Annotated in this window: 23 protein-coding genes and 1 tRNA gene; 14 read left to right on the top strand and 10 right to left on the bottom strand. The window is 61.8% G+C overall.

Annotated features, from left to right (window positions below):
* The 6 genes from AC07OE_RS16510 (at position 1) to AC07OE_RS16485 (ending at position 7,294) form a co-directional block, all read left to right on the top strand.
* A complete protein-coding gene (locus AC07OE_RS16510) occupies positions 1-708 on the top strand; it encodes an ATP-binding cassette domain-containing protein (RefSeq protein ID WP_495071669.1) in 708 nt (235 codons plus the stop codon).
* Positions 708-1,535, top strand: a complete 828-nt coding sequence (locus AC07OE_RS16505; RefSeq protein WP_495071668.1) for an ABC transporter substrate-binding protein — start codon at positions 708-710, stop codon at positions 1,533-1,535. The genes AC07OE_RS16510 and AC07OE_RS16505 overlap by 1 nt, the downstream gene beginning before the upstream one ends.
* Positions 1,522-2,211 (top strand): molybdenum cofactor guanylyltransferase MobA, encoded by a 690-nt coding sequence (gene mobA, locus AC07OE_RS16500; RefSeq protein WP_495071667.1) that lies wholly within the window; start codon positions 1,522-1,524, stop codon positions 2,209-2,211. The genes AC07OE_RS16505 and mobA overlap by 14 nt, the downstream gene beginning before the upstream one ends.
* Positions 2,208-3,470 (top strand): molybdopterin molybdotransferase MoeA, encoded by a 1,263-nt coding sequence (moeA, locus tag AC07OE_RS16495; protein ID WP_495071666.1) that lies wholly within the window; start codon positions 2,208-2,210, stop codon positions 3,468-3,470. Before mobA ends, moeA begins: the two co-directional genes overlap by 4 nt.
* A 531-nt stretch (positions 3,471-4,001) precedes the next feature.
* Complete coding sequence (locus tag AC07OE_RS16490; protein ID WP_495071665.1) at positions 4,002-6,371, top strand: ATP-binding protein; 2,370 nt, start codon at positions 4,002-4,004, stop codon at positions 6,369-6,371.
* On the top strand, positions 6,368-7,294 hold the full coding sequence (locus AC07OE_RS16485) for a hypothetical protein (RefSeq protein WP_495071664.1): 927 nt from the start codon (positions 6,368-6,370) through the stop codon (positions 7,292-7,294). Before AC07OE_RS16490 ends, AC07OE_RS16485 begins: the two co-directional genes overlap by 4 nt.
* Here AC07OE_RS16485 and AC07OE_RS16480 read toward each other — a convergent pair.
* Positions 7,281-8,630, bottom strand: a complete 1,350-nt coding sequence (locus AC07OE_RS16480) for a DNA cytosine methyltransferase (RefSeq protein WP_495071663.1) — start codon at positions 8,628-8,630, stop codon at positions 7,281-7,283. The genes AC07OE_RS16485 and AC07OE_RS16480 overlap by 14 nt on opposite strands.
* 291 nt (positions 8,631-8,921) lie before the next feature.
* Between AC07OE_RS16480 and AC07OE_RS16475 the strand changes: the two genes are divergently transcribed.
* On the top strand, positions 8,922-11,441 hold the full coding sequence (locus tag AC07OE_RS16475) for an ABC transporter permease (protein WP_495071662.1): 2,520 nt from the start codon (positions 8,922-8,924) through the stop codon (positions 11,439-11,441).
* A gap of 80 nt (positions 11,442-11,521) precedes the next feature.
* Complete coding sequence (locus AC07OE_RS16470) at positions 11,522-11,923, top strand: group II truncated hemoglobin (RefSeq protein WP_495071661.1); 402 nt, start codon at positions 11,522-11,524, stop codon at positions 11,921-11,923.
* A gap of 12 nt (positions 11,924-11,935) precedes the next feature.
* On the opposite strand, the gene AC07OE_RS16465 is transcribed toward AC07OE_RS16470, so the two are convergent.
* From AC07OE_RS16465 to AC07OE_RS16455, 3 genes are read right to left on the bottom strand one after another with little or no spacing between them, the layout of a single operon-like run.
* A complete protein-coding gene (locus AC07OE_RS16465; protein ID WP_495071660.1) occupies positions 11,936-12,577 on the bottom strand; it encodes a Smr/MutS family protein in 642 nt (213 codons plus the stop codon).
* Between the two features lie 9 nt (positions 12,578-12,586).
* Positions 12,587-13,306 carry a RadC family protein gene (radC, locus tag AC07OE_RS16460; protein WP_495071659.1) on the bottom strand — a complete coding sequence of 240 codons (720 nt, stop codon included), beginning with the start codon at positions 13,304-13,306 and terminating at the stop codon, positions 12,587-12,589.
* A 14-nt stretch (positions 13,307-13,320) separates the two neighbouring features.
* Positions 13,321-15,063 (bottom strand): ankyrin repeat domain-containing protein, encoded by a 1,743-nt coding sequence (locus AC07OE_RS16455; protein ID WP_495071658.1) that lies wholly within the window; start codon positions 15,061-15,063, stop codon positions 13,321-13,323.
* A 45-nt stretch (positions 15,064-15,108) separates the two neighbouring features.
* Between AC07OE_RS16455 and AC07OE_RS16450 the strand changes: the two genes are divergently transcribed.
* The 5 genes from AC07OE_RS16450 (at position 15,109) to AC07OE_RS16430 (ending at position 19,949) form a co-directional block, all read left to right on the top strand.
* Positions 15,109-15,573 carry an FKBP-type peptidyl-prolyl cis-trans isomerase gene (locus tag AC07OE_RS16450; RefSeq protein ID WP_495071657.1) on the top strand — a complete coding sequence of 155 codons (465 nt, stop codon included), beginning with the start codon at positions 15,109-15,111 and terminating at the stop codon, positions 15,571-15,573.
* Between the two features lie 14 nt (positions 15,574-15,587).
* On the top strand, positions 15,588-16,529 hold the full coding sequence (gene ispH, locus AC07OE_RS16445) for a 4-hydroxy-3-methylbut-2-enyl diphosphate reductase (RefSeq protein ID WP_495071906.1): 942 nt from the start codon (positions 15,588-15,590) through the stop codon (positions 16,527-16,529).
* A 93-nt stretch (positions 16,530-16,622) separates the two neighbouring features.
* On the top strand, positions 16,623-17,933 hold the full coding sequence (gene serS, locus AC07OE_RS16440) for a serine--tRNA ligase (protein ID WP_495071656.1): 1,311 nt from the start codon (positions 16,623-16,625) through the stop codon (positions 17,931-17,933).
* 42 nt (positions 17,934-17,975) lie between these two features.
* Positions 17,976-18,063 (top strand) — tRNA-Ser (locus AC07OE_RS16435).
* Between the two features lie 332 nt (positions 18,064-18,395).
* Complete coding sequence (locus AC07OE_RS16430; protein WP_495071655.1) at positions 18,396-19,949, top strand: KAP family P-loop NTPase fold protein; 1,554 nt, start codon at positions 18,396-18,398, stop codon at positions 19,947-19,949.
* 62 nt (positions 19,950-20,011) lie between these two features.
* Here the strand turns inward: AC07OE_RS16430 and AC07OE_RS16425 are convergent, their stop codons facing one another.
* The 3 genes from AC07OE_RS16425 to AC07OE_RS16415 are packed head-to-tail and all read right to left on the bottom strand — an operon-like array spanning position 20,012 to position 21,974.
* Positions 20,012-21,007 carry an aldo/keto reductase gene (locus tag AC07OE_RS16425; protein WP_495071654.1) on the bottom strand — a complete coding sequence of 332 codons (996 nt, stop codon included), beginning with the start codon at positions 21,005-21,007 and terminating at the stop codon, positions 20,012-20,014.
* 42 nt (positions 21,008-21,049) lie between these two features.
* Positions 21,050-21,433, bottom strand: a complete 384-nt coding sequence (locus tag AC07OE_RS16420) for a MerR family transcriptional regulator (protein WP_495071653.1) — start codon at positions 21,431-21,433, stop codon at positions 21,050-21,052.
* 58 nt (positions 21,434-21,491) lie between these two features.
* Entirely contained in the window at positions 21,492-21,974 is a 483-nt protein-coding gene (locus AC07OE_RS16415; RefSeq protein WP_495071652.1) for a hypothetical protein, read from the bottom strand.
* 140 nt (positions 21,975-22,114) lie between these two features.
* Here AC07OE_RS16415 and AC07OE_RS16410 point away from each other — a divergent pair, with 140 nt between their 5' ends.
* Entirely contained in the window at positions 22,115-22,699 is a 585-nt protein-coding gene (locus AC07OE_RS16410) for a secretin GspD/PilQ domain-containing protein (RefSeq protein WP_495071651.1), read from the top strand.
* Positions 22,700-22,703: 4 nt separating this feature from the next.
* On the opposite strand, the gene AC07OE_RS16405 is transcribed toward AC07OE_RS16410, so the two are convergent.
* From AC07OE_RS16405 to AC07OE_RS16395, 3 genes are all read right to left on the bottom strand, one after another.
* Positions 22,704-23,333: an FABP family protein gene (locus AC07OE_RS16405; protein ID WP_495071650.1), complete on the bottom strand. Its 630-nt coding sequence runs from the start codon at positions 23,331-23,333 to the stop codon at positions 22,704-22,706.
* A 78-nt stretch (positions 23,334-23,411) separates the two neighbouring features.
* The gene (locus AC07OE_RS16400; RefSeq protein ID WP_495071649.1) at positions 23,412-24,716 is read right to left on the bottom strand and encodes a tryptophan--tRNA ligase; all 1,305 of its coding nucleotides are present in this window, start codon (positions 24,714-24,716) and stop codon (positions 23,412-23,414) included.
* Positions 24,717-24,747: 31 nt separating this feature from the next.
* Entirely contained in the window at positions 24,748-25,416 is a 669-nt protein-coding gene (locus AC07OE_RS16395) for a site-2 protease family protein (protein ID WP_495071648.1), read from the bottom strand.

Below are 25,416 nucleotides of genomic sequence, written 5' to 3'. Positions count from 1 at the left end.
ATGGCATCGGCGCTCTACCAGCTCGATGGTGTGCAGGTGGTGCTGGCTACCGCACGGGGTACGCCACCCGCGTTGGACGGTGTGTCGCTGCGCATTGCGGCGGGTGAACGGGTGGCCCTGGTCGGTGCCAACGGCAGTGGCAAATCCACCTTGCTACGCGTGCTGCACGGTTTGCTGGCGCCTAGCGCAGGGACGGCGCGGCTCGCGATAGGCATGAAGCAGGCCATGCTGTTCCAGCGCCCCGTGCTGCTGCGCCTGTCGGTGCAAAACAACCTGGCGTTGGCCCTGTGGCTGCGGGGCACGCCTTGGCGTGCGGCCCGCCATGCAGCGCTGCAGGCCTTGGCCCATGCGGGCCTGCAAAGCGTGGCGCCGCGCAGCGGCAGGCAACTGTCCGTGGGGCAGACCCAGCGCGTTGCTTTGGCACGCGCCCTGGCGCTGGAGCCCGAGGTGCTGCTGCTGGACGAACCCACCGCCAGTCTGGACCCGCATTCCAAACGCCTGGTGGAGGCTGCGGTGCAGGCCTATGGCGGCACCACCGTGTTCGCCAGCCACAACCTGGGCCAGGTCAAGCGCCTGGCCACGCGGGTCTTGTACCTGGAGCAGGGGCGCGTGCTGGCGGACCTGCCCGTCACGGAATTTTTTGACCAAGACCGCCTGCAGGCCCACTCGGCTGCAGCGGCGCATTTTGTAAAAGGAGAGGCTGTCTGATGAGAGATTTTAAGAAAAATAGGCCGTTAGCCCAGGTTCGCATTGCGCTAGCAGCTATTGTTTTTGTAGCATCCGGTTTGGCCTCGGCCCAGTCGCTGGTCATGGCGTCCACCACCTCCACCGAGCAGTCGGGCCTGTTTGCCCACCTGCTGCCCGCCTTCAAGGCGGCCACGGGTCTGGACGTGAAGGTGGTGGCCGTGGGCACCGGCCAGGCCATCGACATGGGCCGCCGGGGCGACGCCGACGTGCTGTTTGTGCACGACCAGGCGGCCGAGGAGAAGCTGGTGCAGGAGGGCTTTGCCACCAAGCGCCTGCCGGTTATGTACAACGACTTCGTGCTGGTGGGGCCGACAGCGGACCCTGCCCGCGTGCGCGGCAAGGACATCGTGTCGGCCTTCCAGAAGGCTGCTGCGGGGCCGGCGGCCTTTATCTCACGCGGTGACCGCAGCGGCACCCATGCCGCCGAGCTGCGCTACTGGAAGCTCGCGGGCCTGGACGCACCCAAGTATGGCAACTACAAAGAATGCGGCTGCGGCATGGGCCCGGCGCTCAACATGGCGGCCTCCCTGGGTGCGTACGTGCTGACCGACCGCGGCACCTGGCTCAACTTCCGCAACCGTGCCGACCTCGTGGTGCTGGTGGAGGGAGACAAGCAGCTGTTCAACCAATACGGCGTGTTGCCGGTGAACCGGGCCAAACACCCCCATGTGAATGCGGCCGGTGCCAACAAGTTCGTGGAGTGGGTGACATCGCCCACAGGGCAGGGCGTGATTGCCAGCTACAAAATCGGCGGCGAGCAGTTATTCTTCCCCAATGCCAACCCCTGAACCTGCTGCAACCACTGCCTTCGCGCTCACTGACATCACCGCACTGGTGCTGGCCGGTGGCCGCGGCCTGCGCATGGGCGGGGTGGACAAGGGCCTGCAGCCCTTTCGCAGCCTGCCCATGGCGCAACATGCATTGACACGCCTGGCCAACCAGCAGGGTGGGCCGCTGCACGGCGCGCTGATCAACGCCAACCGCAACACTGCGGACTATCTGGCGCTGGGCGAGGCCGCCTGGGGCGTCGGCCGGGTGCGTGTGTTTGCCGACCGTGTACAAGATTTCTCCGGACCGCTGGCCGGATTTCAGGCCGGACTGGACCTGTGCACCAGCCCGCTGTTGCTGTCCGTACCGTGCGACAGCCCGCTGTTCCCGCTGGACCTGGCCCAGAGACTGCTGGACGCGCTGAACGCGGCCCGGGCCGATATCGCCGTGGTGCAGGCGCCAGAGGTCGGGCGTGACGGCCAGACCAGCCTGCGCAGCCAGCCGGTGTTTTGCCTGATGAAGGCGAGTCTGCTGGGCAGCCTGAGCCAGTTTCTCGATGCCGGTGGCCGCAAGGTCGATGCCTGGACGGCGCAGCACCGCGTGGCGCAGGTGCCCTTCAACCGGACGGGCGACGACCCCCAAGCGTTTGCCAATGCCAATACCCTGGACGAACTATACCAGTTGGAAGCCCCATGACTTTGGATGAGATTGCCCGCACCCTGCAGGGCTATGACCCGCAGGCGCTGAAGATGGACGACGCCAACGCCTTCATTGCCCGCCTGGTCGCCCCGGTGTCGGGTGTGGAGGTATTGGCGCTGCGCCAGTGCGCGGGCCGGGTGCTGGCGCAGGACGTGGTGTCGCCCATCTCGGTGCCCGCACACAACAACTCGGCCATGGACGGCTTTACCTTCAGCGGCGCCCTGTTGCAGCCCGGCCAGGCCCTGGCCCTGCGCTGCGTCGGTACCGCCTTGGCCGGCAAGGCCTGGGTGGGCACGGTGGCCGCGGGCGAATGCCTGAAGGTGATGACCGGCGCTATCCTGCCCAGCGGACTGGACACCGTGGTGCCACAGGAGTTCACGCGCCAGGAAGGCGACGTGGTGCACATCCCCGCCGACATCCTGAAGGCTGGCGACAACCGCCGCCTGCGCGGCGAAGACTTGATGGAGGGGGGCGTTGCGCTACCAAAAGGAGAGCTGCTCACGCCCGCTGCACTGGGGCTGGCGGCCAGTTTGGGTTTGCAGACTTTGCAGGTCACGCGGCGCCTGCGCGTGGCCTATTTGTCCACCGGCGATGAGGTGCTGTCGGTGGGCGAGCCGCTGCGCGAGGGCGCGGTGTTTGACAGCAACCGCTACACCGTCACCAGCCTGCTGGACCGCCTGGGCTGCGAAGTCATCGAGCTCGACGTGGTGCGCGACGAACCCGCCGCGCTGGAGGCTGCGTTTCGCAGCGCGGCCGCACAAGCGGATGTGATCTTGAGCAGTGGGGGCGTCAGCGTGGGCGAGGCCGATTTCACCAAGGGCATGATGGCCAAGCTGGGCGATGTGGCCTTCTGGCGCATCGCCATGCGCCCCGGCCGCCCGTTTGCCGTGGGCCGCATTGGCAGCACGGTGCTGTTTGGCATGCCTGGCAACCCGGTAGCGGTGATGGTCACGTTTTTGACGCTGGTACGTCCGGCGCTGCTGCAGATGATGGGCGCACGTCCCCAGCCGCTGCCGCTGTTGCAGGCCCACAGCGAGCAGCCCCTGCGCAAGAAGGCCGGCCGTACCGAATACCAGCGCGGCATTGTCAGCACTGGACCGGATGGCCGCTTGCAGGTGCGTACCACGGGCAACCAGGGCTCGGGCGTGCTGAGCTCCATGGTGCAGGCCAACGGCCTGATCGTGCTGCACCACGCCCAGGGCCAGGTGGCCGAAGGTGACCTCGTGGATGTGATGATGTTTGGCGGGGTGATTTAGCGCGGCCTTTTCTTTCGTTGGGCGGCATTCCGCGAGGTGCTGAGTTGGGTCACAAAGGGAAAGCCGACCTCTGTCGTCCGCAGTATCAAAATGGCATCTTGAATCTTTCTGTTTCGGATTCTTTTGGTCACCACTCGATCCATTGCGTTAAACACCTACGTAGTCTTGGGCGTGTGGTCCGAGACCTTACGCGAACGACTTCGGCAATAATGTCCAAAAGATAATCTAGTTTTCGACGCACGTCTGAGGGGAGGCAGGCACCAGCATGGCGAAGCATGACGCCCATCACGACTTCGGCGGCTCAAATAGTCGCGGAAGTTATAACTTTGGCCACTTTGGGCTAATTATTACGTCTCGGAGAATGATCTCGTGGCGCGTGTCGCGCGCTTCAAATTCTGGCCATGTGTTCGGAATGTTCTGCTCGACATGGAATATCGAACATTCCTGCAGCTCCCCGCAGCTAAGAATAGGCCAACACCGACAACGTGCAGCCAATGACGATCTTGCTCATCTAACTAGAACTCGCACTCTATGACATCGAAAGAACTCCACTTCGACGTGAGCACGGGCTTGAAGCGCGTAATTGGGCGCGACTTGATTACAAACGACGAGGTCGCCATCTTCGAGCTCGTCAAGAACTCGTTCGATGCCAGCGCGCGGCACGTGCAACTCTACTTCTCGTCGCAAGGCCTAATCATTGTTGACGATGGCAAGGGCATGACGTTCGATGATCTGACCAAGAAGTGGCTGTTCGTCGCGTACTCATCTAAGAGCGACGGAGGTAATGCGTCGGCTGCGCCCGGTCAGTTCCGTGAGTTGATCGCCGAGCGCAAACACTACGCAGGAAGTAAGGGCATTGGTCGGTTTTCGTCCGATAGGCTCGGCAGCACGCTGTTAATGCAGACGCGTTCGTCGGGAGAGAACGGGCCTGTCCATGAAGTCTTCGTGGACTGGAGCCTGTTCGAGGCCGACTTGAGAGAGCAGTTCGACAAGATTCCCGTGCGCTACACGGAGCGGGAGGCCTTTACGTTGCCGCCTGAAGTAGACGTTCCTGAGCATGGCACCGCGATCTTCATCAAGGTCAATCCCGGGGACCGATTACCTTGGGACCGGCATCGAATATTGCAGCTTAAGGCGTCGCTCGCCAAGCTCATAAATCCGTTCGGCAGCGGCGTCGACGGATTCCAGATCAACATAGTTGCGCCAGAGCAGATCGCGGCCGACGAGGCGGAGGCCCGGTCTCCACGAAGGACTGAGGAGCTTAGCCCGAACGACGTCGTCAACGGCCCCGTCGGCAACTTCATCTTCTCGACTCTCAGGGACAAGACAACATTCATCGAGGTATCGCTTTCCGACGACGGCGCTTACATCGACAGCGCGCTGACCGACCGAGGAGAACTCGTATATCGGATTCGCGAGCCGAATCCTTATCCGTGGCTCCAGCAATCCGGATTCAGGTGCGAGCTGTATTACCTGAACCAGTCGGCAAAAATGACATTTGCCCGCCGGATGGGCGTATCGTCGGTCAGTTTCGGTTCTGCCTTCCTTTTCCGCAACGGGTTCCGGGTCTATCCCATCGGCGAGGAAGGCGACGATTCGTTCGGAATCGACCGTCGAAAGCAACAAGGCTATGCGCGCTTCCTTGGAACGCGTGACATCATCGGCCGCATTGACGTTTCGGGACCGGAGGACCTGTTCAAGGAGGCATCCAGCCGAAATCAGGGTTTAATTAACTCTCTTGCCGTGGACGAGCTGAAGGCCTGTTTCTGGGAACATTGCCTCAAGCGGCTTGAGCGCTACGTCGTGCCCGTCACATGGGTCGATCGAGCTGAGAAAAACACGGAAGATCTTTCGCGCTTGCTGACCGACTCAGGCAAGGCCCGCGTTGCTGGTGCATTCGCGAAGCTGATCGACGACGCCGATGTCGAGGTGCTGGAGTACAGCAAGAAGCTGATCGGCATCCTGAACGAGCGATCAAGCCAGTTTGAGGAATCGATGGTCAGCCTCCGGGCCATCGCGCTCAAGAGTGGCGATGGGTCGATGCTCGAAAGCCTTGATCGAGCCGAGACGCGTTTCGCGGAGCTCCGGCAGGCCGAGTCTGAGGCCGTCAAGATCGCGGACGAGGAGCGTCGTGCGCGTGAGGCGGCCGAACGCATCGCGGATCTGGCGAGGAGGGACGTCAGCCGCCTCGAGGTCGACCTCGACGAGGAGCAAAAACGCACGCGTTTCCTTATGTCGATCAAATCCCTCGACCACGACACGATCCTGAACCTGCACCACCAGATCACCATTTACGCCGCCGACGCCAAGCAGCAGATTGAGAACTGCGTCGCTGCGGCGAAGGTTAATGGACTGTCGCCCGAGGAGACAGTGGCCCGGTTGGAGAACATCGCGTTCCTGAACCACAAAGTACTGTCGATCTCACGGCTCGCGACTAAAGCGAACTTCAGGCTAGAGTCCGACTACATCGAGGGAGATTTGGCGGCCTACGTCGACGATTACCTAAATCAGGGAGCTGCGCCGTTCCTCGGATCAGGCATTGAACTCAAGGTAGGTCGGCACCAAGCCATTCTGGTCAAGAGATTCCGGCCGATCGAAGTCTCGATCGTGATCGACAACCTTATTAGTAATGCCGAGCGAGCCGGCGCGACCGAGGTTGTCTTCGATCTCTCGAACCCGGACAAGAAGACATTGGCCATGACGGTCACAGACAATGGCCGGGGGCTCTCACCCTCGATCACGGACGTTGGGCAGATCTTCGAACTAGGATTCACCAGGACTTCCGGCTCGGGGATCGGTATGTACCACGTACGGCAGGTACTAGGAGAGATGGGCGGTAGCATCTCGGTAGATATTTCCGTCCGACGCGGTGCTAAGTTCGACATTAAGGTGACCGCATGAGACTCGACTTCACGATCTTGTGGATCGATGACCAGCCGCAACATATCCGCAGCTTCGAAGAAGGGCTTCGATACTCCCTGGACGATCTCGGTTTCAAGCTCAACGTCATACCCGTCGCTACGTTGGATGCCGTCGATGCGACCGTGTCGGAGCATGTCCACGACGATGCCATCGATCTGGTCTTGGTGGACTACGATTTGACCGGTAAAGGCACTGGAGGGGAAGAGGCGCTACTGCAAGTGCGGAAGAAGCTGCCCTTCAAGGACGTGATTTTCTACTCGGGGACCGACGTACAGAAACTCCGCGAGATCGCGTTCAAAGCCAGTGTGGACGGCATCTACTTCTCGTCTAGGCCGGGGCTCGTCGGCAATGCTACGAAGGCGATCCAAAAGCTCTTGAGCAAGGTCATGGACCTCGACCACATGCGAGGCGTGGTGATGTCAGCCTCCAGCGACATCGACTTCGTCGTGGAGCGCAGCCTGCTCAAGATTCACGACGCACTGGAGGACACGCAAAAGGAGACCTTGCATGCCGAGATCGTCGCCGAGTTGCGGGAGAAGCTCAAGACATGGAGCGAGGAACTCGAAAAGGTGGCGTTGAAAGGGGACCTCGCCAGTCTAATGAAGAAAAAGCACATCTTTACTGCTTCGGATAGGCTGGGTAATCTCTTGAAACGACTCGCGACATGGGATGCTGAGCACGACAGAAAGCGTTCTAAGGTCGACGGCTACATCAACGGCGTCGTCCAACGGCGGAACAAGCTTGCGCACGCGATGCTGAGGCGGCAAGACGGCAAGCTGAGGATGGTCGGCATGGAGCAAAACTGGACGGCCGAGGAGATGACCGCCCTGCGGCGAGAGCTGATCGATCACCGCGACAACTTCATGCTCATCGCGGTATTGCTAGACGTCAGCCTGGATTAGGCGCCGAAGTCGCCAGCCAGTTGGATACAGATTTGCCGATAGCTTCCGCCATCAACGGGGGAACTGCGTTCGCGACCTGTGTGAACCGCGGTACCTCCTGCTTTCGAAGTTCGCCACCTGTCGTGTACTTGCCCCGGAACTGGAACCAATCTGGAAAGCTCTGCAGTCGTGCATTTTCCCGAACCGTCAAGGTACGAGGCTCGCGGTAGTGAAGCAGGTCGTCCGGCATACTAGTGATGGTCGGCGACGGACGATCGGGATCGAGCACCCGCAGCGCCATCTTCTTGAGGCCGAACAATTCCCGGAGTTCGCGACTGATCGACACATTCAGTCGGCCGTCCTTGTGCGAGATGTCGATGATCCGCTCGAAGCGTTTGATAATCTCCGGCCTGTGGCGCGCTAGCCTGGAGCTGTCGGGGGTCTTTTCGTTTCCTGCACGCATAAGCTTTTGGAAATTCGTCCTCGCGCGTCCATAGGCGATCGCGCTGAATCCTTTGCTGTCGGGGCAATCGATTACGCTGCCGCGCGATAGCTCGAGATCGGATATAGCAGCCGAAGCGCTTGTCGTCGTCAAGAGCCCCTTCGACTTTAGGAATTGGTTGCGGCTACCAGCCAATGCCTCAAAGGGATCTTGGGATTCCTGGATGTCCTTACGCAGGCCCAGCAGGAAGAAGCGCACCCTGGCCTGGGGAACGCCGTAGTCTGACACCTTAATCATCTTCCAGCGTACGCGGTAGTCCTTTGACAGCTCACGCACCAACTTCTCGGCATAGTTGATACGACCGTCGTCGCTGGACTCGTCGACGAAGTCCACGGTGATGCCATTCACATTCTCGATCAGCACTGCTCTTGGGCGAACCTTCCGCACTAGCTTCAAGTAGCTGTCCATCAAAGCGTTGCGCGGGTCGGCGGCCTTGCGCCGCCCGGCGCTGGAGAAACCCTGGCACGGCGGGCCGCCGGCCATCAGATCGACTTGACCGGACAGCGATGCCAAGTTTCCTGAATGCTTAGCAAGTAGTTCCATGGCACAGATCGGCTGTTGCGGGAGCCATCCAGGCCATTGGAAACGATGCCCCTCTTGGCGCGCTAGCAGATTCGCCTTCAAGGTCTCGAAGGCGAATTTGTCCTTCTCCACCGCAAAAAGGCCAGTCCAGCCAGCCTGCATCAAGCCAAGACTCAGACCGCCACAGCCGGCGAAAACGTCGATGAACGTAAGGCGTTTAGGTTCGTCCGTATTTGACTCCCCGCCGCCATCCTGGAGCGAACAATTAACTTTTTGCATACCATGCAAGTTCACGCTGAAGCGAGAAGTATCGCGGAATTGAGCCAATTGCACCAGGTGCGAATGCCTGCAGCTGTTCGTTTGCGGCTTCGATATTGCACCCTGTTGCACTCTTGAACAGTTCGTCCAAAAACAACATATCGAGGGAGCGGATGTACTGCATCTGCAAAGGATACCAGTACAAATATGGTTACACGGAACGTCATCCAGAAAGCTGGCATTGGCCGACTTCTGCAACTGGCCCAATCCGAAAGTTCACACTTTCAATGTGCCCAGGCGCAAGCGGCACCGCGCAAACCTCACCCGCATTGTTTGTGGCTTTTCCCAAGCTGCTAAGGTGGCGGTATGAACCTCTCTTTCTGGCGCCTGGGCTGGCGCACCCTGTGGCGCGATGTGCGCTCTGGCGATCTGCGCCTGGTTATCGTCGCCGTCACGCTGGCTGTGGCGGCCCTCACCGCGGTAGGCTTTTTTGCGGACCGCCTGCAAGGCGGCCTGCAGCGCGATGCGCGCCAGCTGCTGGGCGGTGACGCCGTCATCTCCAGCGACAACCCGCCACCCCCCGCGTTTGAAGCACAGGCCCGCACGCTGGGCCTGCAGGTGGTGCACACGCTGGGGTTTCCCACCATGGCGCGCGCCAGCGACGCCCAAGGCGGCGCGGCCAAGCTGGTGGCGCTCAAGGTGGTGGAGCCCGGCTACCCGTTGCGCGGCGCCCTGCGCCTGAGCACTGCGCCGGATGCACCCGACGCCCCCACCAAAGACACACCCGCCAAAGGCCAGGCCTGGGTGGATGCCGCCCTGCTGGAAGCCATTGGCCTCAAAGTGGGCGACGCGCTGCTGCTGGGTGACAGCCAGTTCACCGTGGACAAGATCATCGTGATCGAGCCCGACCGGGGCGGTGGCTTCATGAACTTTGCGCCGCGCGTGATGATCACCAAGGCCGACCTGGCTGCCACGGGCCTGGTGCAACCCGCCAGCCGGCTGAACTACCGCATGGCCGTGGCAGGAAATGAGCCCGCGGTGCGCAAGTTTGTGGCCTGGGCCGATGCGCAGGTGAAGACCGGTGGCGTGCGCGGTGTGCGTGTGGAGTCGCTGCAAAGCGGTCGCCCCGAGATGAGCCAGACGCTGGACCGCGCCAACAAATTTCTGAGCCTGGTGGCACTGCTGGCGGCGCTGCTGAGTGCTGTGGCCGTGGCGCTGGCGGCGCGGGCCTTTGCGGCCAACCACCTGGACGACTGCGCCATGCTGCGCGTGTTGGGCCTGTCCCAGCGCACCATTGCCAGCAGCTACGCGTTTGAGTTTGCGCTGGTGGGCCTGTTCGCCAGCGCGCTGGGCGTGCTGATCGGGTTTGGCGTGCACTACCTGTTTGTGGCGCTGTTGGCCGGTCTGGTGGACTCCGCCTTGCCTGCGGCATCGCTGTGGCCGGTGGCGTTGGGGTTGGGCATGGGGCTCACCTTGCTGCTGGCCTTTGGCCTGCCGCCCGTGTTGCAACTAGCCCAGGTGCCTGCGCTGCGCGTGATCCGCCGCGATGTGGGCAACCTGCGCCCCGCGTCCGTTGGCGTGCTGGCCATTGGGGTGGCCGGCTTTGCGGCGCTGCTGCTGACGGTGAGCCGTGACCTCATGTTGGGCCTCATCGCCGTGGGCGGTTTTGCCGCCGCGGTGCTTGTGTTTGCGGGCCTGAGCTGGGTGGCGGTGAAGCTGCTGCGCAAGAGTGTGAACGAGGCCACCGCGCCACGCTGGCTGGTGCTGGCCACGCGCCAGGTGTCGGCCCGCCCGGCCTACACCGTGGTGCAGGTGAGTGCGCTGTCTGTGGGCCTTTTGGCGCTGGTGCTGCTGGTGCTGCTGCGCACAGACCTCATCAGCAGCTGGCGCAAGGCCACGCCGCCCGATGCGCCCAACCGCTTTGTCATCAACGTGATGCCCGAGCAGTCCGATGCCTTCCGCAAGGCGCTGACCGATCAGGGCGTCACCAAGTTCGACTGGTACCCCATGATCCGCGGCCGCCTGGTGGCGGTGAATGGTAAGGACATCTCGCCCGATGACTTTACCGAAGACCGCGCCAAGCGCCTGGTGGACCGCGAGTTCAACCTCTCGCACAGCGCCAAGAATCCGCCGCACAACCTCATCGTGGGCGGCCGATGGACGGAAAACGAAGAAGGCGCTGTGAGTGTGGAAGAGGGCATTGCCAAGACGCTGAACCTAAAGCTGGGCGACAGCCTGCGCTTTGACATTGGCGGCATGCAGACCGAGTCCAAGATCACCTCATTGCGCAAGGTGGACTGGGGCTCCATGCGTGCCAACTTCTTCGTGATGTACCCGGTGGCGGTGCTCAAGGACGTGCCCAGCACGTTCATGGGCGCCTTCAAGGCCCCAGAGACCAAGGGCTTCGACAACGCGCTGGTGCACCAGTTTCCCAACGTGACCAATGTGGACATGACCAGCACCATCAACCAGATGCAGCGCGTGCTGGACCAGGTGATACGCGCGGTGGAGTTTCTCTTCGGCTTCACGCTGGCCGCCGGCCTGGTGGTGCTGTTTGCCGCGGTGACCGCCACGCGCGAGGACCGTGCGCGCGAGTTCGCCATCATGCGCGCCGTGGGCGCTGGCAGCAGCCTGTTGCGTCAGGTTCAGCGCACCGAGCTGGCCGGCGTGGGCCTGCTGGCGGGCTTTCTGGCGTCCATCGTTGCGGCCATCGTGGGCTGGGCGCTGGCGCGCTATGTGTTCGAGTTTGACTGGACCGTGTCGCTGTGGGTGCCGCTGCTGGGCGCGCTGGCCGGTGCCGTGCTGGCGCTGGCTGCGGGCTGGTGGGGCCTGCGCGAGGTACTGACGCGCCCGGTGGTGGAAACGCTGCGCCGCGCGGCCACTTGATGTGGCCGAAAGTACTATACTTTTGATAGCTGCTCGCGCATATTCTGCAGGGGCTAGAGCCCTATTTCTTATACATCTGCATGACTGACGAAGCCCCCACCGGTATCACCCCGTTTGAATGGATAGGCGGCGAGGCCGTGGTCCGTAGCCTGGTGGACCGTTTTTACGATTTGATGGACCTGGAGCCTGGCTACGCGGCGCTGCGGGCTGCGCATGGCAACAGCCTGGACAAGGCGCGCGACCACCTGTTCTGGTTTCTGTGCGGCTGGCTGGGTGGCCCCGACTACTTTGTGGAGCGCTTTGGCCACCCGCGGCTGCGTGCGCGGCACATGCCGTTCAAGATCGGCATCTTGGAGCGCGACCAGTGGCTGGCTTGCATGGACCAGGCCATGGGCGACACGGGTGTGCCGAACGAACTGCGCGAGCGGCTGAAGACCTCGTTCTTTCAGACTGCCGATTGGATGCGCAACGTCGCTGTCTGAGCCGCGCCTGCCTTAGCGGTTCAGCGGCTGCAGCAGCACCACCAGCGCACCCGCGCCACCCTGGGCGGGCTGGGCCTGCACAAAGGCCACGACCTCGCTTTTTTGCACCAGCCACTTGTGCACTTTCTCCTTGAGCACCGGCGCCTTGCCAGGTGAGCCCAGGCCCTTGCCATGCACTACGCGCACACAGCGGATGCCCTGTTTGTGCGCCTCGCGGATAAAGGCGCCCAGCGCCTCACGTGCCTCGTCGCTGCGGTAGCCGTGCAGGTCAATCTGTTTCTGGATGCTCCACTTGCCCTTGCGCAGCTTCTGCGTCACGTCGGTGCCCACGCCGGGGCGGCGAAAGCTCAGGTGTTCGTCGGTGTCCAGCAGGGTGGTCACATCCACTTCATCGCTGAGCGCTTCTTGCAGTGCAGCGGCGTCATCCAGCATCTGTTGCTTGGGGATGGGTTTGGGCGGCTCCGGCGCCAGCTTGGCGCGCTGGGGTGGCTCCATCGGTTTGACCTTGCCGATGGCCGCCTGGAACAGGTTGCTGGCGGCGGCTTTGCGTTTGGCCTCCAGCGCCTTTTGGGCAGCTAGCGCGGCTTCCCGCGCGGCCTGGGCCTCGATTTCCTTCTTGACCAGCTTGAGGTCGGACAGGGCGGTAATTTTCATGGCAGCCCTTTAGAGTAAACCGGTCTCGGCCATGGACAGTGCCTGGCCGGGCCCAACAATGATGTGGTCCAGCACACGCACATCCACCAGCGCCAGCGCGGCCTTCAGTGTCTGGGTGAGGGCCTCGTCGGCACGGCTGGGTTGCACGGTGCCGCTGGGGTGGTTGTGCGCCAGCACCACGGCTGCGGCGCCATGGTGCAGCGCACGGATGACAACTTCGCGGGGATACACCGAGGTCTGTGTCAGCGTTCCACGGAACAGTTCTTCCATGGCCAGCAGCTTGTTCTGTGTGTCCAGAAACAGCACGGCAAACACTTCATGCCCTTTGGCCGCGAGGTGCAGCTGCAGGTAGTGCTTGACGGCCTGCGGATCGGCAAACACTTCGCGCTCCTGCAGGCGCTGGGCCATGGCGCGGCGGGCCAGCTCCAGCACCGCCACGATCTCGGCGCGCTTCGCCGGGCCCAAGCCCTTCACGCGTTGGAGGTCGTCTGCCGTGGCATTCAGCAGACCGGCTATGCCGCCAAACCCGCCCTGGCCCCCGTCCGCATTGCGCGGGGTGCTATGGTTTTTGAGTTGTAGCAGCTCATCTGCCATCTGCAACACGCCCTTGCCTGCGATGCCAGTGCGCAGCAGGATAGCCAATAGCTCCGCATCGCTGAGCGCGCCGGGGCCTCGGGCCAGCAGCTTTTCGCGCGGCTGCGCTTCCAGGGGCAGGTCTTTGAGCGGCATGGCGTTGTGTTCTTCTACTTTTGCAGCTTCAGGCTGACAAAGCGCGGTCCCACCAGGCGCAGGCCGTCAATGCCGCCCAGGTTCAGCCCGGCGCTGAGCACCAGGTACAGCGTCTTCCCCTGAAACTGCTCTAGCGGCTGCGCGGTACCCTTGTCCACCGACACGTCGAACACGCGGCGGGACTCGCGCACGTATTCGTTGCTGCCGGCGCGCAGCTCATGGAAATCCTTGCGGCTGGCGCTGTCGGTTTGCAGCGTGAACAGCACGCCGGGGCACAGGTCGTCGGCCTTGGCCGTAGCAGGGCAGGGCTGCCCCACCAGCAGGTCGTACGAATCTTCGGACGGCGGCTCGGCCAGTGCGCCCGAGGAAAACGGGTGGAACAGTGGGTTGCGCCTGTCGCCCCGGCGCACCTCGTCCGACCAGGCCTTCTCGAAAGATGCGCCCACGTTCACGGCGGTGGATTCGCCGGGCTTGAGCTCCAGCACCAGTTTGAAGGGGGCAGCCTTGATCGTCAGCGCAGCGCCGTCTTTCAGTGGAAAGCGCTGCTTGCCCTGTTCCAGAAAGGCGTTGAAGCGGTATTCGGGCGAGGACTGCGCCGCACTCACCATGGTTTGTTCGGCCCAGGCGATGAAGTCTTTGTCCTCGGTGGCTTGGGCGCCAGCGTACAGGTGGGCCGGTGCACCAAGCGTGGTGTTGCCGCGGTCGGCAAAGGGCAGCACGCTGGCGCCGCGCATGATCAGCCAGTTCACCATGTCCTTGCGGTGGTTCACCGCGGCCTGGTAGATCGGGGTGTGGGGCACCTGGGGCACGCCGTCGGGCGAGGCACCGGCTTTCACCAGGGCTTCTGCGCTGCCCAGCCGGCCCTGGCCCACGGCGGCGGCCAGTGGGGTGTCGTTGGCGGCCATGTGGCGGCTGTCCACGGTGTCGGGCTTGGCACCGCGGTCCAGCAGCCACTGGGTCCAATCCTGCGCTTTTTTCTCGTCCGGCATGCCTTGTGCCAGGTGCAGGGGGCAGCCCAGCAGGCTGCACTGGTTGATGTTGGCGCCATGGTCCAGCAGAGCGGCGACCAGCTCGCGCTTCTCCGTCAGGATGGCCCGCGTCAACGGGGTGAAGAAGTTGCCGTACTCCACATTGGGTGACACGTCGGGCGCAATGGCGGCCACGGCCTGGGGCGTGAGTGCCCGCCAGTAAGCCGCGCGGGCGCGCTCGGTGGGGTCAGACAGCAGCACGTCGGGCGCGGGCAGCAGGCCCTTGGCCACCCAGTCGCGGGCATCTTTTTCAAAGTCGGCGCCGGTGCGCAGCGGCGCGGCGCGGCTCACGCGCACCAGTTCCACCACCACCCAGCCGCTGGTGCCGCGGTTGTTGAAGGGGATCAGCTCGCTTTTTTCGCCGGGCACATACAGGTTCACCAGTGCCAGGCGGATGGCCCGGGGCACGGCGATCAGGTTGGGCGCCGTGATCGTGGTGGGGCTGCGCACACCGCTGACGCGGGCCATGCGGGCGCGGCTTATGTCGGTGTAGAACACCCATTTGAATTCATAGGTATTGAGCCCTGCCGTGTGCTGGGCCGCATCCCACAGGGCCTGCCACTGGGTTTCGGTCCACGCCGGGGCAGGGGCCGCAGTAGCGGCAGGAGGCAGGGTGGCTGGGGCATTGGCCGCGGGGCCGGTTTGGGCCTGGGCCAAGCTCGCGCACAGCCCCAGGGACAGGGCCGAAACGAGCGCCAGCGTTCCGGCCAGGGGGCGGACAAAGGTCATGGTGGGCAAGCTTTCTACAATAGAGGGCAGTTTATCGGGACTTTTATGACCACCACGACCCCCCGCGTCCAAGCGGGCTCTTTCCTCACCTTGCACTACCGCCTGGGCGGCCCGGCTGGGGACATCATCAACACCTTCACCGGCAAGCCGGCCACGCTGAGCCTGGGCACGGGCGAGCTGTCCCCCGCGGTGGAAGCCTGCCTGATGGACATGGAAGAGGGTGCGCGTGCCACGTTTGAGCTGCCCGCCGGCGCCGCCTTTGGCGAACGTAACCCCGACATGCAGCAATGGCTGGCGCGCAAGGTGCTGACGCAGATGGGCGACCCGCTGGAAACTTACAACGTGGGCGATGTGGTGCAGTTCCCCACGCCCGATGGCCAAGGCCAATTTGCCGGTGTGGTGCTGCAACTGCGTGGCGAGGGCACCGAACGTGCCGTGCTGTTTGACTTCAACCACCCGCTGGCCGGCCAGCCGGTGACGTTTGAAGTCCAGTTGATCGGGGTGTTATGAGCGGCGCCTTGAACATCACCCTACCGCAAGAAATTCTGCTGGCGGAGCCACGCGGCTTTTGTGCCGGTGTGGACCGCGCCATCGAGATCGTGGAAAAGGCTCTGGCCAAGTTCGGCCGTCCCATCTATGTGCGCCACGAGATCGTGCACAACACCTATGTGGTCAATGACCTCAAGGAACGCGGCGCCATCTTCATCGAAGAGCTGGACGACGTGCCGCCGGGTGCCACGCTGGTGTTCTCGGCCCACGGCGTGAGCCAGGCAATCCAGAAAGAGGCCGCGCGCCGCGGCTTCCAGATCTTTGACGCTACCTGCCCGCTGGTGACCAAGGTGCACGTGGAAGTGGCCAAGCTGCACAAAGAGGGCTATGAGTTCATCATGATCGGCCACAAGGGCCACCCCGAGGTGGAAGGCACCATGGGGCAGCTGGAGAGTGGCATTCACCTGGTGGAAGACGTCGCCGATGTGGCCAAGGTGCGGCCCAGCCAGACCGACAAGCTGGCCGTGGTGACGCAGACCACGCTGAGCGTGGACGATGCGGCCGACATCACCGCCGCCGTAGTGGCCCGCTTCCCGCTGATCAAAAAACCCAAGATGCAAGACATTTGCTACGCCACCCAGAACCGCCAGGACGCGGTGAAGGTGATGAGCCCGCAGGTGGACATCGTGATCGTGGTGGGCAGCCCCACCAGCTCCAACAGCAACCGCCTGCGTGAAGTGGCCAAGAAGCTGGGCACCGAAAGCTATATGGTGGACAACGCCGATGAGCTCAGGCCCGAGTGGTTTGAGGGCCGCTCCCGGGTGGGCCTGACCGCCGGTGCCAGCGCCCCCGAGATTCTGGTGAAGGCCGTCATTGACCGCATCAAGGCGCTGGGCGCCGTATCGGTGCGCAAGATGGATGGTATTGAGGAAACCGTGAAGTTTCCGCTGCCCAAGGGGCTGAAGCTGGAAGAATGAAACGGCAGGCAGCGTGCTATGGTTTTGGTAGCTGCTTGCGCAATAAAATAGAGGGCTAGCGCCCGATTTGACTTTGAGAAACACGAGAACGCCATGTTAGACATCACCCTGCTGCGCAAAGACCTGGATTCGGTCGTCGCCCGCCTGCAAACCCGCAAGAACCCGCAAGCCTTCCTGAATGTGGATGCATTCACCGCGCTGGAAGCCGAGCGCAAAACCATCCAGATGCGCACCGAGGAAATGCAGGCCAAGCGCAACACGGTCAGCAAGCAGATCGGCATGCTCAAGGGCAAGGGCCAGCATGCCGAGGCCGACGCGGCCCTGGCCGAAGTGGCGGGCCTGAAGGCCGAGCTGGAAGCCTCCGCCACCCGTCTGGATGCCATCCAGGCCGAGATGGAAAAAATGCTGTTGGCCGTGCCCAACCTGCCGCACGAGAGCGTGCCCGTGGGCGAAGACGAACATGGCAACGTGGTGGTGCGCAGCTGGGGCACACCCAAGACCTACGATTTCGAGATCAAGGACCATGTGGACCTGGGCGCACCCTTGGGGCTGGACTTTGAAATGGGCGTCAAGCTCACCGGTTCGCGCTTCACCGTGATGAAGGGGCCGATTGCCCGCCTGCACCGCGCGCTCGCCCAGTTCATGCTGGACGTGCAAACCGAAGAGCACGGCTACACCGAGTGCTACACGCCCTACATCGTCAACGGCGACAGCCTGCGCGGTACCGGCCAGTTGCCCAAGTTTGAGGAAGACCTGTTTGCTGCCAAAAAAGGCGGCCAAGACGGTGGTGATGACAACACCGCGCTGTACCTGATCCCCACCAGCGAAGTGCCATTAACTAACTTTGTGCGCGATGTGGTGTCCGCCGAGTCCGATCTGCCCATCAAGCTCACCGCGCACACCCCGTGCTTCCGCTCTGAAGCTGGCAGCGCCGGGCGCGACACGCGCGGCCTGATCCGCCAGCACCAGTTCGACAAGGTGGAGATGGTGCAGATCGTGCACCCTGAGAAGAGCTACGAAGCGTTGGAAGCCATGACCGGCCACGCCGAAGCCATCCTGCAAAAGCTGGGCTTGCCCTACCGCGTGATGAGCCTGTGCACAGGCGACATGGGCTTTGGCGCCACCAAAACCTATGACCTGGAAGTCTGGCTGCCCGCGCAGAACACCTTCCGTGAAATCAGCTCGGTGTCCAACTGCGAAGCCTTCCAGGCCCGCCGCCTGCAGGCCCGCTTCAAGAACGCCCAGGGCAAGAACGAATTGGTCCACACCCTGAACGGCTCCGGCCTGGCCGTAGGCCGCGCGCTGGTCGCCGTGCTGGAGAACTACCAGAACGCCGACGGCAGCATTACCGTGCCGGAAGTGCTGCGGCCCTACCTGGGCGGCAAAGAGGTACTGAAGGCCTGATAGAATCGCTGCTTCGTTTCGACCGACACGAACACAGTTTCAGGAGAAGTGGCAGAGTGGTCGAATGTACCTGACTCGAAATCAGGCGTGTCGCAAGGCACCGAGGGTTCGAATCCCTCCTTCTCCTCCAAAAAATGATGGCCTCCAAGGTAACCTTGGGGGCCATTTTTTTACCCATCCTCCGGTGCTAAGACGGGGTGGGATGGCGTAAGTGACTAATCGCGGTTAGTTCGCCGCCGTCCTCAACAACGCTGGTTGCGGTGGACTAGGTCCATAGCTTCTGTTTTGTTGCGTCGGGCCAGTTGCTGCCATTCGCGATTTGCCACTTTTTGGTGGTGAAATTTTGTGGTTCGTGTGACCAGACACAGAACGCTGGGGCAACTGCAGACCTGATAGCTCAGTCTTTAAATTCCAGCTAGCGAAGCGACGATGCATGACAATATCTAAAAGCAGGAGCCAGGGATGAATACATTGGTTTTGACTAACGATCCGACACAGTGGCCAGGTGATGCGTTGGCGAGAAAGCGGTATTCAGAATTCCTATCGCAGTACATTGAGACGCGAATTTCTACTGATGGCAAGTCTCTCGTGGTGGCGCTTGACGCGGAATGGGGCGCCGGGAAGACTTTTTTCGTCACCAACTGGAAGCAAGACCTCAAGGCGCGCAAGATTGGCGTTATTGAGTTTGATGCTTGGAAACATGACTTTTCCGCAGAGCCCGTTCTTTCGTTTATGGCAGAACTTGCGGGCAGCATGAAAGAGTTATGGTCTATGGTGCCAGTAACAGCTAAAACAAAAGGAACGTTCAGGGCACAGACAAAATCTTTGGTTAAAGCGTTTGGGAAGGCGGCGGGCCCTGCAGCAGCAGTAATTGCTAAAGGATTGCTAGCAAAGGTTTCTGGCGTAGCGCTCGATGAGGTGATGAGCACTTTCCGAGGCGATGGTGATTCGGACTCTGTGTTGTCCGACGCAGATTGGAAGAAACTCGCTGAAGGTGCGGGCAAGAGCATTGAGAAAGGTCTCAACGCCTTTGTTGAGAAGGCGTTGGAAGATCATCGAGCCCGCGCAAAGTCCACTGCCGAATTCAGGCAAGCTCTCGAAACGCTTGTAATTGAGTTAAAGACTGCGGGCGTAATTGACGGGCCGCTCTACGTCTTTATCGATGAATTAGATCGGTGTAGGCCTGACTATGCTTTACGACTGTTGGAGGGGATTAAACATTTATTTGCCGTCCCGGGTGTCGCATTTGTCGTTTCGACAAATGTTGGACAGTTAGCAGAATCAGTGAAGGCTGTTTACGGCGGAAGCTTTAACGGACGCGGGTACTTAAAGCGATTCTTCGATTTCGACTTTGAACTCCCAAAGCCGGACAACTATGGGTTTGCAAGAAAACTCATTTCGGAAAATCCATTCGCTGCTGGTCCCTCCGTCTATTTCGGAATCGAGAAAGATGCATACGATCAAGACACTTTGTTGGCTCGTACCTTTTCGATCATTGTGGACGCATGTGATTTAACGTTGAGGGACCAAAAGCAGGTCTGGACTATCGCGACCGCAGCTAGTTCGGGAATCGCGCAGGGCAAAGGTCTATTCGTTTTTTGGCTTTTCTTCCTTTCTGCAATTCGTCACAAGTATCCACAAGAATTCTCTTCAATGGGAAGTCCTTCGTTCAACGGGCAGGACTTCCATGGGCTCATGGATCGGATCAGACTGGACGCGGGTTTTAAGGTTAGAGGTTATGAAGTGAAAAGTGATCCCAATGGTTTCGGTGGCAGTCAAAGAAGACTTGTTGAAGTGCCTGTTCGAACAGTGTTGAGTAAGTACTTTGAGGCTTCCAGGACTCCGCTGAGGCAGCTGATAGAGCGTGATCAGACTAACCAACGGGACACATATCCTGACAACGTTATTTCTCCATTGGTTGCAGAACGACCTTCGCCAATGTCGCGCGATGTCGAGTACTGGCCTTCTATTCGTCAATATCACGAGCTTGTAAAAATGGCTGGGCTAATTAGCTAGAAGAGTGCCGATCAGAGCTTTCAATTTACACGCTGCGGCAGTGATGACTCCTTGTTAAGGCCTCAGACGTTGACTGACGCGATGAAGGACTCCGGATAGCGCAGTCCTGCGGCGGCATCGGGGGTGAAGACGGCGTTCAACTCCGCCAGTTCTTCCGCGCTCAGTGTCACATCCAGCGCTGCGATGTTCACGTCCAGGTAGGTGCGGCGCTTGGTGCCGGGAATGGGGATGATGTCGTCGCCTTGGGCCAGTACCCACGCCAGCGCCAGCTGAGCGGCTGAGGTGCCTTTGGCCTTTGCCATCTGTTTGACCTTTTTCACCAGCTCCAGATTTCGCGTGAAGTTGTCGCCCTGGAAGCGTGGAGAGAAGCGGCTGCGGTAGTCGTCGGCCGGAATGTCCTCGGGCTTGGCAAACGCCCCTGTCAGAAATCCGCGCCCCAGCGGTGAATAGGCCACCAGGCTCACACCATTGCGTCGGCAGGCGGCCAGCGTGCCGGTGACCTCCGGGTCGCGCGTCCACAGCGAGTATTCACTTTGCAGCGCCGCAATGGGGTGCACTTTGCAGGCGCGGTCGATGGTGGCGGCCGATGCTTCGGAGAGCCCCAGGTACCGGACCTTGCCAGCCTTCACCAGGTCCGCCATGGCACCCACGGTGTCTTCAATGGGTACGGTTTTGTCCACGCGGTGTTGGTAGTACAGATCAATCTGTTCCACGCCCAGGCGCTTCAGGCTGGCGTCGCAGCAGGCCTTTACGTAGTCGGGCCTGCCGTTGACGCCACGTACGGCTTCATTGTTGGGGTCGCGCACGATGCCGAACTTGGTGGCGATGCAGACATCTGCCCGTCGGTTTGCAATGGCCTTACCGATCAGCACTTCGTTGCTGTGGGGCCCATAGGCATCCGCGGTGTCCAGAAAGTTCAGCCCCTGGTCCAGCGCGTGGTGCAGGGTGGCCAGGGATTCGGCATCGTCGCGGTTGCTGTAGAACTCGCTCATGCCCATGCAGCCCAGGCCAATGGCAGAGACAGTGGGGCCGTTGCGGCCGAGTACGCGTGTTTTCAAGGGGTTCTCCGGGTGTCAAGAATGGTGAAAGGTGGTCGGGGCTCAGGCTGCTTTGGCAGGCGCTTGCAGTTCCTGATAGCGGCGGATCTTGCTGCGGATGAGTTGCAGCGTTTCGCCCAGCACGCGCTGGTCTTCTTCCAGGCGCAGGGCGTGCTGTTCCAGCATGGCCTGGCGCTCGGCCACGTTCTCGGGCGCCTGGCCTTCGCGCAGCAACTGGGCATAGCGTTGCATGTCGCGCATGGGCATGCCGGTGGAGCGCAGCCGCACCAGGAACTCCAGCCAGCGCATATCGTCTGCGTTGTAGCGGCGTGCGCCGCTGCTACGGCCCACCGGCGCGATCAACCCAATCTGCTCGTAGTAGCGCAGGGTGTGTGTGGACAGGCCGGTGGCCTGGGAGGCAGCGGCGATGCTGAGAAAAGTATTCATGCCGCCACTGTAAAACTTCGAGTGCACTCGAAGTCAAGCGGTCATGGGCAGGCGGACGCTATTTGGGAATTTTCCAGTTGGGGAATTCGCCGTAGAGGTCCTTGATCTTCTCGTCCGATACCCGGGCTTCGGAAATGAGGGTGCTTTCGTTGCCCAGGTGCAGGAAGAAGCCGATCTGACTGCCATCCGGCAGTGGGTACACGGACAGGCCATGGCGCAAAACGCCAAACTTGTAGCGCTCCGCAAACACCACTTCGTTCAGCGCCAGCGTGCCACTGAAACAGCTCACGTTGCGCAGAATCCAGTCGCGTCCCTGCGTCTGGAGCTGTCCTTTGCACACGGGTTGGCGGCTGGTGTCTTCCATGCGAAAGGTCGCCAGATCGTCGGTATACAGGTTCACCAGCATGTAATCCGTCTTCTCCGTCTTGGGGTTGAAGCGGTACAGGCCAACCGGCCGCGACACGGTTTCGCTGAGTTGCGCCCAAGTGGAGGCGGATACGGCAGCAATACACAGCGCAATGGCAAGCGAGACGAAACGCATGGTGGGTGACTCCTGGCACGGGGATGGTGCCATCTTAGCCTCGGATGCCGAGCGCGTTGTGTGGCTATGGCCCGAAAAACAGGGCTTTGCCGGTGTTGGCGGTGGTTTCACCGCGGCGGCCTGCGTGGAACAATGCGGGCATGCAACGCAGAAACACGCTCGTGCTCGGGGTCGCCATGGTCTGGTCTGTGGGCGCCTGGGCGGCCCTGCCTCAGCGCGACCTGACTGTAGAGCTGCGGCAGGTGGAAGAAGGCCTGGAGGAGGGCACCAGCTACCGCGCCGGCCCGGCGGCCAACGCGCCGGTGGCACCGCAAAAAATCCAGGTGCGCAATGGTGAGAAGGCCACCCTGCGCACCAACCAGTTGGTACCCATGCTGTGGGTGTCGTCGGCACAAGCGCAATCCAACAACAGCGGGGCGGGCGTGAGTCAGTCGCTGCACTGGTTGGACGTGGGGCAGACGCTCACGGTGACGCCGCGTTGGCCCGGTGGCCGCAAAGACGCTACCGTGGAACTGGAAATGGTGCAGACCGACGCAGTGACAGAAAGCAATGCCGACATGCCGCGCCAGTCACGCAAACAAATCAGCACCACGGTGACCGCCCCCCTGGGCCAATGGGTCACGATTGCCGCCAGCGGCAACGCTGCGCCCAGACAGGGCAGCTACAGCAGCGAAGGTAGCACCGATGTGCGCCGCCTGCTGCAAATCCGCGTGCTGGCTCCCTAGTGTTCTAGCGCGCCAGCGGGTTGGGCGTGGGCTCCGCCACCTTGTGCAAGGTGTTGCGGTCGGTGTGGTGGAAGGGTTCATCGCGGCCCAGAATCTGCAGCACCGTGTCTTCGTCGTAGCTCCAGGTGCCATCGGCGTGGATGCTCACCTTGATCCGGAATTCCGTGGTCTTGAAGGCGTGCTGCAAAAACGGCGCCGAGCAGATGCCAAATGTCTCCAGCCCCTGCGTGGCCACCAGTTCGAATTCGGTGGCGTCTGCCGTGGCCTGGCCTGAGGCCATCGCCACCTGGCCGCGCGGGATGGTTAGCGTGTGGATGACGGTGCCCGTGGCTGGTTCCCAGAGCCAGTAGCCCACCTGGTCGTGGTAGGTCTTGATCTGGTCGGGTTTGGTGATATGCGTGTGGTAGCGCAGGCCGTACAGCAGCTGGGGGCCGTTGGTTTGCGGGTCTATGGGTTGCAGCTCGATGCGCTCAAAAAACGCCTGCTTCTTGGGCCCCTCGGCCTTGGGCTTCACGTCCAGCCCACGCAGACCTTCCCACACACCGGCCATGGCACGCAGCGGGCCCAGATTGGCCAGGGTGTTGATGTCCTGGGGGAACGGTTCGGTGTAGATGTCTTTGGGATAGTCACTCATGACTGCACCTGTGGTTCGAAGTACTTCGGGTTACTAGCCCCCGTGGAATATGGACGAGTAGCTAGCAAAAGAATAGCGCTATTTGCTGGCAGCGGCCTCGGCCAAAGCGGCCAGCGCTTGGGAGGCGTTGGCCAGAGTGGCCGCATCCGCAGTCTCCAGCTGGGCTTGCAGCGCTGCAATGCCGGCAGCCCCCTCACGCTGCAGCTGGGCCGTGGCCTGTCCGGCGGCTTTGCCAGACTCAAACCCCTTGCTCTGCAGCAGCACGGCGCCGGCCGTGTCCACCAGCTTGAAGTAGAACTGGCCGTCTTTCTCGCGGTATTGCTTGAAGCAGGCCAAGGCCACCTTGGCAGCCTTGCCCGCCTGGGCCTGTACCGCAGAGCCCAGACCGCGCAGGCCCACGGCGCTGCGCAGTTGGGTCATGAAGGGCGTGGCAATCGCGCGGGCCTTCTTCGCACCGGCCAGCAGCAGGGCTTCCACTTTTTCGGGGTGGGCCATGTAGTCTTCGTAGGCGGCGCGCATGGGGGCAACTTCCTGGTCAATGCGTTCGAAGAGGATAGCCTTGGCGTCGCCCCAGGCAATGCCGTCGGCATAGGCTTGGCGCAGCTTGGCGGTCTCGTCGTCGGAAGCAAAGGCCTGGTAGATCTGGAACAGGGCCGAGCCCTCGGTGTCCTTGGGTTCGCCGGGCGCGCGCGAATCGGTCTTGATGCCGGCAATCAGCTTCTTGAGCTGTTCGCGGCTGCTGAACAGCGGAATCGTGTTGTCGTAGCTCTTGCTCATCTTGCGCCCATCCAGGCCGGGCAGGGTGGCAACGGATTCTTCAATCTCGGCCTGCGGCGGCACAAAGTGCTCGCCATAGCGGTGGTTGAAACTGTTGGCCATGTCGCGTGCCATCTCGATGTGCTGGATCTGGTCACGCCCCACGGGCACCTTGTGCGCGTTGAACATCAGAATGTCAGCACCCATAAGCACCGGGTACATGAACAGGCCGGCCGTGACGTCGGCATCCGGGTCCACACCGGCCGCGGTGTTTTTGTCGACCGAGGCCTTGTAGGCGTGCGCGCGGTTGAGCACGCCTTTGCCGGTGACACAGGTCAGGAACCAGGTGAGCTCGGGAATCTCGGGGATGTCGGACTGGCGGTAGAAGGTCACGTGGTCCGGGTTCAGCCCTGCCGCCAACCAGCTCGCCGCAATCTCCAGCGTGGAGCGCTGGATGCGTGCGGGCTCGTCAATCTTGATGAGCGCGTGGTAGTCGGCCAGGAAGTAGAAACTCTCCACACCGGGCGTGCGGCTGGCGCGCACCGAGGGACGGATGGAGCCCACATAGTTGCCCAGGTGAGGCGTGCCAGATGTGGTGATGCCGGTGAGGAAGCGAACAGTGCTCATGGAAACAGACAGTCAAAAAGGCTAAAAAATTTCAATGCACCAGGGCCGACAGCGGGCTCAGCAGCAGGTCCAGCAGCCCAAAGGTCAGGGCCATCACCGGTTGCATCCACAGCGTGCTGATCACGCCCGCTACGACCAAAGCCATCACCACGAAGAAGCCCCAGGGCTCAATGCGCGAGACCAGCAACGCCTGCTTGAGGGGGAGCAGGCCCACCAAAATGCGGCCTCCATCCAGCGGGGGCAGGGGGAACAGGTTGAAGGCAAACATCACAACGTTCACCAGCACGCCACCCTGGCACATTTTCAAAAAGAAGGGTTCGGTCACGCCCGCGCCTTGGAGCAGGTACAGGCCAATGCCCCAAGCCAGCGCCATGGCCAGGTTGGCACCGGGGCCAGCCAAGGCCACCCATACCATGTCGCGCTTGGGATTGCGCAGGTTGCCAAAGCGCACCGGCACCGGTTTGGCGTAGCCAAACAAAAACGTACCGGAAGTAGCGAAGTACAGCAGCAGGGGCATCAGGATGGTTCCCACCGGGTCGATGTGCTTGGCCGGATTCAGCGTGATGCGACCCAGGGACCACGCGGTCTTATCGCCGAAGTAGAGGGCTGCGTAGCCATGGGCCGCCTCATGGACCGTGATGGCAAACAGCACGGGCAGGGCGTAGAGGGCAACGGTTTGGATCAGTTGTGCAAAGTCCAC

The organism is Rhodoferax sp. GW821-FHT09E07, from assembly GCF_059416145.1.
This window is presented reverse-complemented; position numbering and strand designations above follow the sequence as displayed.

What these genes read in the sequence shown, in the direction of transcription:
- AC07OE_RS16470 (WP_495071661.1), top strand. Translation starts at nt 11,522, where the DNA reads ATGACTGACGAAGCCCCCACCGGTATCACCCCGTTTGAATGGATAGGC.
- AC07OE_RS16430 (WP_495071655.1), top strand. Translation starts at nt 18,396, where the DNA reads ATGAATACATTGGTTTTGACTAACGATCCGACACAGTGGCCAGGTGAT.
- serS (WP_495071656.1), top strand. Translation starts at nt 16,623, where the DNA reads ATGTTAGACATCACCCTGCTGCGCAAAGACCTGGATTCGGTCGTCGCC.
- AC07OE_RS16415 (WP_495071652.1), bottom strand. Translation starts at nt 21,974, where the DNA reads ATGCGTTTCGTCTCGCTTGCCATTGCGCTGTGTATTGCTGCCGTATCC.
- AC07OE_RS16400 (WP_495071649.1), bottom strand. Translation starts at nt 24,716, where the DNA reads ATGAGCACTGTTCGCTTCCTCACCGGCATCACCACATCTGGCACGCCT.
- AC07OE_RS16465 (WP_495071660.1), bottom strand. Translation starts at nt 12,577, where the DNA reads ATGAAAATTACCGCCCTGTCCGACCTCAAGCTGGTCAAGAAGGAAATC.
- AC07OE_RS16505 (WP_495071668.1), top strand. Translation starts at nt 708, where the DNA reads ATGAGAGATTTTAAGAAAAATAGGCCGTTAGCCCAGGTTCGCATTGCG.
- AC07OE_RS16420 (WP_495071653.1), bottom strand. Translation starts at nt 21,433, where the DNA reads ATGAATACTTTTCTCAGCATCGCCGCTGCCTCCCAGGCCACCGGCCTG.
- AC07OE_RS16455 (WP_495071658.1), bottom strand. Translation starts at nt 15,063, where the DNA reads ATGACCTTTGTCCGCCCCCTGGCCGGAACGCTGGCGCTCGTTTCGGCC.
- radC (WP_495071659.1), bottom strand. Translation starts at nt 13,306, where the DNA reads ATGCCGCTCAAAGACCTGCCCCTGGAAGCGCAGCCGCGCGAAAAGCTG.
- moeA (WP_495071666.1), top strand. Translation starts at nt 2,208, where the DNA reads ATGACTTTGGATGAGATTGCCCGCACCCTGCAGGGCTATGACCCGCAG.
- AC07OE_RS16510 (WP_495071669.1), top strand. Translation starts at nt 1, where the DNA reads ATGGCATCGGCGCTCTACCAGCTCGATGGTGTGCAGGTGGTGCTGGCT.
- AC07OE_RS16450 (WP_495071657.1), top strand. Translation starts at nt 15,109, where the DNA reads ATGACCACCACGACCCCCCGCGTCCAAGCGGGCTCTTTCCTCACCTTG.
- mobA (WP_495071667.1), top strand. Translation starts at nt 1,522, where the DNA reads ATGCCAACCCCTGAACCTGCTGCAACCACTGCCTTCGCGCTCACTGAC.
- AC07OE_RS16405 (WP_495071650.1), bottom strand. Translation starts at nt 23,333, where the DNA reads ATGAGTGACTATCCCAAAGACATCTACACCGAACCGTTCCCCCAGGAC.
- AC07OE_RS16410 (WP_495071651.1), top strand. Translation starts at nt 22,115, where the DNA reads ATGCAACGCAGAAACACGCTCGTGCTCGGGGTCGCCATGGTCTGGTCT.
- AC07OE_RS16475 (WP_495071662.1), top strand. Translation starts at nt 8,922, where the DNA reads ATGAACCTCTCTTTCTGGCGCCTGGGCTGGCGCACCCTGTGGCGCGAT.
- AC07OE_RS16490 (WP_495071665.1), top strand. Translation starts at nt 4,002, where the DNA reads ATGACATCGAAAGAACTCCACTTCGACGTGAGCACGGGCTTGAAGCGC.
- AC07OE_RS16485 (WP_495071664.1), top strand. Translation starts at nt 6,368, where the DNA reads ATGAGACTCGACTTCACGATCTTGTGGATCGATGACCAGCCGCAACAT.